General features: G+C 66.5%; 6 protein-coding genes. 2 read left to right on the top strand and 4 right to left on the bottom strand.

The features are described 5' to 3' along the window. Positions 1-251: 251 nt before the first annotated feature. Positions 252-857, bottom strand: a complete 606-nt coding sequence (locus HUU96_RS09530) for a plasmid pRiA4b ORF-3 family protein (protein ID WP_174292584.1) — start codon at positions 855-857, stop codon at positions 252-254. Positions 858-1024: 167 nt separating this feature from the next. Between HUU96_RS09530 and HUU96_RS09525 the strand changes: the two genes are divergently transcribed. Next, positions 1025-1612, top strand: coding sequence for a DUF1993 family protein (locus tag HUU96_RS09525; protein ID WP_368039760.1), 588 nt, complete (start codon positions 1025-1027; stop codon positions 1610-1612). Positions 1613-1912: 300 nt separating this feature from the next. Here HUU96_RS09525 and fghA read toward each other — a convergent pair whose 3' ends face one another. Both fghA and HUU96_RS09515 read right to left on the bottom strand, forming a co-directional pair. After that, positions 1913-2743, bottom strand: a complete 831-nt coding sequence (gene fghA, locus HUU96_RS09520; protein ID WP_174292583.1) for an S-formylglutathione hydrolase — start codon at positions 2741-2743, stop codon at positions 1913-1915. Further along, positions 2743-3852, bottom strand: coding sequence for an S-(hydroxymethyl)glutathione dehydrogenase/class III alcohol dehydrogenase (locus HUU96_RS09515; protein ID WP_174292582.1), 1110 nt, complete (start codon positions 3850-3852; stop codon positions 2743-2745). The genes fghA and HUU96_RS09515 overlap by 1 nt, the downstream gene beginning before the upstream one ends. A gap of 119 nt (positions 3853-3971) precedes the next feature. Between HUU96_RS09515 and HUU96_RS09510 the strand changes: the two genes are divergently transcribed. Then, positions 3972-4964: an aldo/keto reductase gene (locus tag HUU96_RS09510; RefSeq protein ID WP_174292581.1), complete on the top strand. Its 993-nt coding sequence runs from the start codon at positions 3972-3974 to the stop codon at positions 4962-4964. On the opposite strand, the gene HUU96_RS09505 is transcribed toward HUU96_RS09510, so the two are convergent. Next, positions 4959-6283 (bottom strand): mechanosensitive ion channel family protein (locus HUU96_RS09505; RefSeq protein ID WP_174292580.1); only part of this gene is annotated, 1325 nt, incomplete at its 5' end. The two genes, HUU96_RS09510 and HUU96_RS09505, sit on opposite strands and share 6 nt — an antisense overlap.

The following is a 6283-nucleotide window of genomic DNA, read 5'->3' as shown; positions in this document are numbered from 1 at the left end:
GCTGGGTCCGCGTCCGCATCGAGCGCATCGCCATGTCGTCGAGCATCCGCTGACGCAGCGGGGTAACGGGCCGTTCGGTCGGTAGGGTTGCCATCGGGAGTTCCTCTTGCTGAAGGAACTCCATCGTCCGCCGCCGACACCGCGGGACCAAACCTCAGCGCAGGCGCGCTACCTCACCACCAACACCACTGCCGCGCAGCGGCTTCGTGCTCTGGGTCCTTGCGCCATAAGCTCGACCTACCAACCGCCCGTCAGTGGCGGACGCGGCTCTTTTCGTAGGCGGCTTTGCCGGCATGTCGGCGAATTGCGATGGCTGCGACGGCGCGCTTCGCGGCAAGTTCGTCGATGTCGTCGGGGTTGAAGAGACCGCCGTACCATTGGCGTAGCTGTTCATGTTCCTCGTGAGACGGGTTGCTCATGGCCTCGAGGAAGAGCTCGAAGCCGGGGAGGCCGCCGACGTCCTCGGGCGGGCAACGTCGATCCCCGGCGATCAAGCGGGGATATTCGGTGTCGTGCTCACCCGGTCCGACCGCATCGACGGCGACGGTGTGCCGCCAGTCGTCGCCCATGTCGTAGGTATAGGTGAGCTGGCGGACGCCGCGATCGATGAGCGTACCAAGCTTTACGTTCCGGGCCGCGGCGAGGTGGCGGTCGGGCCATTCTGGGTTTGGCATGCCGTAGCGGCGGTCACCGGCCTCGAAGTGCCAGAGATGATAATCCTGCCACCCCATGGCGGCTTGGATCACGTCGTGGAGCATCTTGAGGCTGCCTGCTACGGGCATCTCGACCATGCGCCAGATCTCAGGCTCGATGTCATTGAGGCTGATGCGCAGGCGCGCAATGGTCTCTTGCGTCATACCGCAGTTTTGAACGCTGAACCGCTCGTTGCCAAGGCACCGTCTCGATCCGGTGCATCGGCTGAATGAAATCGCGTCGCGCAGGCGGCCTGAACGAGCGGCGGAAGTTGGGGAGCGCCAAACGGCAACGGAACGGCGGGTAATGGGTCGTCCTGCCCGCGGACTGGGTGACGGAGGCGTGCTCAAGGTCGAGGCGGCTTGACGGGGCTGAACCAAGGGCTGCACAGACGGGCATGACCTTCTCCCTTCATGCCGCGATCATCCCGTCCCAGGCGCAAATCTTGCGTGCTTCCGCTGCTCTGATCGACAAGGCCGAAGCGTTCTGCGCCGAGCGCAACCTTTCGCCGGACACGCTGATCCAGGCGCGGCTTGCCGAGGACATGCTGCCTTTCGCGTATCAGGTGAAGTCGATGGCGGTGCATTCGCTCGGCGCCATCGAGGGCGTGCGCAAAGGCGTGTTCGGACCCGATATGACGCCACCGCCATCCGACTTTGCGGGGCTGAAGATGCGCCTCACCGAGACGCTTGCCAGCCTTGAGGCGATCGATCCAGCGGAGGTTGACGGCTTTCTCGGCGGCGACATGCGCTTCGAGTTCGGTGAGCGTCGCATGGAGTTCACGGCGGAGGAGTTCCTGCTCTCTTTCTCGCAGCCGAACTTCTACTTTCATGCCACCACCGCGTACGACATCCTGCGCTGGAAGGGATTGCCGATCGGCAAGCGAGATTTCGCGGGAATGCCGCGCCTGAAGCGCTAACCGGTTAGATTTTACTTACGCGGCCTGCTTCGAGCCGACGGCCGATTCGAGGGGCTGCAGTTGGGTGAGAAACGCGACCGGACGGCTTGCTCAGTGGCTCGATCTGAGTACGCTCGTTGACCAAGCGTTAGCTCGCGTGCATTCCGCGACTCCGACTCCATAAATCCAATAAAATCAACAGTGAAGGATTCTGACGGTATCCTCGACGGTATTTCCGTTTCTTCAGGCCGAGTAAGCCATTGGAAATCAATGTGTTAAGGGGTCAGGAAACAATGGAGTGGGAATGAAGCCGGATCGCGTCTAGCGCAGCCGTCCGGCGTGCCAGGCGAGGTGGTCGGCCATGAAGGTCGAGATGAAACTGTAGCTGTGGTCGTAGCCCGGCTGCATCCGGAGCGTCAGGTCGATACCGGCGTCGGCGCAGGCGTCGCGCAGCAACTCGGGGCGCAGCTGCTCGGCGAGGAACGGGTCGGCGTCGCCCTGATCGACCATCAGTGCGGGCAGGCGCGCGCCGTCCTCGATCAGCGCCACCGCGTCGTGCTTGCGCCACTGCGCGCGATCCGGCCCGAGATAGCCGCCAAGCGCCTTCTCGCCCCACGGCACCTGGCCGGGCGCGACGATCGGCGCAAAGGCGGAGACCGCGCGGTAGCGATCCGGGTAGGTCAGTCCGACCGTCAGCGCGCCATGGCCGCCCATCGAGTGGCCCAGGATCGACTGGCGTGACATGTCGGCGGGGAACTCGGCCGCGACCAGCGCCGGCAGTTCCTCGGTGACGTAGGACCACATCCGGAAGTGCGGTGCCCAGGGCTGCTCGGTCGCATCGACGTAGAAGCCCGCGCCCTGGCCCATGTCGTAGGCGGGATCGTCGGCCACGCCCTCGCCGCGCGGCGAGGTGTCGGGCGCGACGAAGATCAGGCCATGTTCGGCGCAGGCGGCGCGATACTCGCCCTTGTCGGTGACGTTGGCGTGAGTGCAGGTCAGGCCGGAGAGCCACCATATCACCGGCAGCCTCGCGCCCGGCGCGTGCGGCGGCACGTACACCGAGAAGGTCATGGCGGTGCCGGTCGCGGTCGAGGCGTGGCGATAGACGCCCTGGACGCCGCCGAACGCCTTGGCGGTGGAGACCGTCTCCATCAATAGACCACCACGCTGCGGATGCTCTCGCCGGCGTGCATCAGGTCGAAGCCGCGGTTGATCTCGTCGAGCTTGAGGACGTGGGTGATCATCGGATCGATCTCGATTTTGCCGTTCATGTACCAGTCGACGATCTTGGGCACGTCGGTCCGCCCCTTCGCGCCGCCGAACGCGGTGCCGCGCCAGTTGCGGCCGGTGACCAGCTGGAACGGGCGGGTGCTGATTTCCTTGCCCGCTTCCGCCACGCCGATGATGATGCTGGTCCCCCAGCCGCGATGGCACGCCTCCAGCGCCTGACGCATCACCGTCGTGTTGCCGGTGCAGTCGAAGGTATAGTCCGCACCGCCGTCGGTCAGCGCCACCAGGTGCTGGACGATGTCGCCGTTCACCGTCTTGGGGTTGACGAAGTGGGTCATGCCGAAGCGCCTGCCCCATTCCTCCCGCGCCGGGTTGATGTCGACGCCGACGATCATGTTCGCCCCCGCCATGCGCGCACCCTGCAGCACGTTGAGGCCGATGCCGCCCAGCCCGAAGACGATGACGTTGTCGCCCGGCTGCACCTTGGCGGTGTTGACCACCGCGCCGACGCCGGTGGTCACGCCGCAACCGACATAGCAGCTCGACTGGAACGGCGCGTCGTCACGGATCTTGGCCACCGCGATCTCGGGCAGCACGGTGAAGTTGGAGAAGGTCGAGCAGCCCATATAGTGGAAGATCGGCTGGCCCTTGTGGCTGAACCGCGTGGTGCCGTCGGGCATCAGCCCCTTGCCCTGGGTGGCACGGATCGCGGTGCACAGGTTGGTCTTGCCGGACAGGCACGACTTACACTGGCGGCATTCGGGGGTGTAGAGCGGGATCACATGATCGCCGACCGCGACGCTGGTCACGCCCGCGCCGATCTCGCGAACGATGCCCGCGCCCTCATGGCCCAGCACGCTCGGGAACAGCCCCTCGCTGTCGAGCCCGTCGAGCGTGTAGGCGTCGGTGTGGCAGATGCCGGTCGCCATGATCTCGACCAGCACCTCGCCCGCACGCGGCCCCTCCAGGTCGAGTTCGACGATCTCCAGCGGCCGCTTCGCCTCAAATGCCACCGCCGCGCGCGTCTTCATGGGATATCCTTTCAAGCCTGCTGCGAATCTATAGCGCGCACGGTGCGCCCGTCGAGGGATGCGTAGGCATCGATTGCCTCGCCGGCGAGTTATGGTGGTAGCAAGCGTTGGAGACAGCCATGGAATATCGCACGCTCGGCCAGGGCCTCAAGGTCTCCGCCATCGGCATCGGCTGTATGCCGATGATCAGCACCGGCAACATCGTCTATGGCCACGCCGATGACGATGTCTCGACGCGGACCATCCATGAGGCGATCGACCTCGGCATCACCTTCTTCGACACCGCCGAGATGTATGGCCCGTTCAGCAACGAGGAGCTGGTCGGCCAGGCGATCAAGGGTCGGCGCGACGGGCTGGTGATCGCCACCAAGTTCGCGATGCGGTGGGACGGCGACCAGCGGGTTGGCGTCGATGGCAGTCCGGCCAACGCCCGCCGCGCCTGCGAGGGGTCGCTGAAGCGGCTGGGGATCGACACGATCGACCTCTTCTACCAGCACCGGGTCGATCCGAACGTACCGATCGAGGAGACGGTCGGCGGCATGGCCGAGCTGGTCAAGGAGGGAAAGGTCCGCTTTCTCGGCCTGTCGGAGGCTGCGGCCGACACCGTCCGCCGCGCCGCCAAGGTCCACGCGATCGCGGCGCTGCAAAGCGAGTATTCGCTGTGGGAACGCGATGTGGAGGACGACATCCTGGCCGCCTGCCGCGACAACGGCATCGGCTTCGTGCCGTACAGCCCGCTCGGCCGCGGCTTCCTGGCCGGCAAGATCGGCAGTCTCGACGACTTGCCGGCCGACGACTGGCGGCGCAACGACCCGCGTTATTCGGCCGAAAACATGCCGCGCAACCGAGGGATCGTCGAGGCCATCGCCGCCGTCGCCGACCGGCATGGCGTGTCCAACGCGCAGATCGCGCTGGCCTGGCTGCTGGCGCAGGGCGACGACATCGTGCCGATCCCCGGCGTCAAGCGCAGCGAGACGCTGCGCGACAGCGCGGGTGCGCCGGATGTCGTGCTGAGCGCCGACGACCTCGCCGCGTTGGCGGCTGCGGCCCCGACCGGAGGCACGGCGGGACCGCGCTATGGCGAGGCGGGAATGGCCGGCGTCAAGCTATGACGGGTCGGTCGAGGCCCCGCCGGCGGGCGCGGCGTTGATCAACTGAAGCTGCTGGGGAGCGGTGCCGAGATCGATGCCGGCGGCCGGCAGCTCGGCGAGCAGGCGGAACAGCAGCTCGCTCCTGGTCGAGTACACGTCGCGCGGCGAGGCGACATAGGCGAAGCTGTTGATGTTGACCCGGCCGTCGGCGATCGAGTCGACGAACACTTTGGCCGGCGGATCGTCGAGCACCGCCGCCGACGCCTCGTACATCGCCAGTAGCATCGTGCGCACCTTGTCGAGGTCGGTGTCGATGCCGACCGAGAAGGCGAGCTGGACACGGCCGATCGGGTCAGCGAGCGTCATGTTGCGCACCGTCTTGGTGATCAGTTCGGAGTTGGGCACGATCAGCGTCGAGCGGTCGGCGATCTGGATTTCGGTAGCACGCACGCTGATCCGGCGGACGTCACCCTCCTGATCGCCGATCCGGATCAGGTCGCCGATCTTCACCGGCCGCTCGAACAACAGGATCAGCCCTGAGATGAAGTTCTGGGTGATCGCCTGCAGGCCGAAGCCGATCCCGACCGACAGCGCCGACAGCAGCAGCGCGATCCGCTCCAGGCCGAGGCCGAGCGATGCCAGCGCCCAGACGCAGACCAGCATCGACGCCAGGTATCGCGCGACGGTCGCGATCGAGTTGCGGGCACCGGCGTCGAGGTCGGTCACCGGCAGGTAGCGGCGGGTCAGCCATTGCTGGACGGAGCGGGCCACGAACAGCCCGACGATCAGCACTGCGACCGAGCGAAGCACTGCGCCGGGCGATATCGTCACCTCGCCGATGGTGATGCCCTGGGCGATCCGGCCGAGCTGATCGAACAGGCTGCCGATGTTGGAGCCGAACGGCCCGGTGGCCACGGTGAAGCCGAGCAGCAGCAGCACGAGGCGCAGGATCGCCGACAGGATGATGCCGGCCTGGTCGATCAGGCTGACGCGTATGCCGAATCCGCGGTTGAGGCCAAGCCCCAGCGCGCTGTGCTGCGATACCAGCCCGGTCGCCAGATCGTCGGCAAGGATCAGCGCGATCGTGAACGTCGCCAGCACCACCGGCAGCCAGATCAGCAGGCGACCAAGCAGCAATGCCAGCCCGACATAGCCGAGCAGCAGCGCGCCCGCGGCGCCGATCGTCGCGACCCACGCCACCAGCGAGCCCAGCGCGGTGCCCGTCTCGCCGGCCCCGTCGTCGATCGCGTCGCCCCTGGCGATGGCGAGGACGCGCACCCGGCCGATCCAGATCAGCAGTGCCGCCGCGAAGCCGATATGGACGGCGGCGATCAGCGCGT

It is taken from the genome of Sphingomonas bacterium, assembly GCF_903644135.1.
In the GTDB taxonomy this organism is placed as follows: domain Bacteria; phylum Pseudomonadota; class Alphaproteobacteria; order Sphingomonadales; family Sphingomonadaceae; genus Sphingomonas.
Note: the sequence above shows the minus strand (reverse complement) of the source record. Positions and strands in the feature narration are given on the sequence as shown.

What these genes read in the sequence shown, in the direction of transcription:
- HUU96_RS09530 (WP_174292584.1), bottom strand. Translation starts at nt 857, where the DNA reads ATGACGCAAGAGACCATTGCGCGCCTGCGCATCAGCCTCAATGACATC.
- fghA (WP_174292583.1), bottom strand. Translation starts at nt 2,743, where the DNA reads ATGGAGACGGTCTCCACCGCCAAGGCGTTCGGCGGCGTCCAGGGCGTC.
- HUU96_RS09515 (WP_174292582.1), bottom strand. Translation starts at nt 3,852, where the DNA reads ATGAAGACGCGCGCGGCGGTGGCATTTGAGGCGAAGCGGCCGCTGGAG.
- HUU96_RS09510 (WP_174292581.1), top strand. Translation starts at nt 3,972, where the DNA reads ATGGAATATCGCACGCTCGGCCAGGGCCTCAAGGTCTCCGCCATCGGC.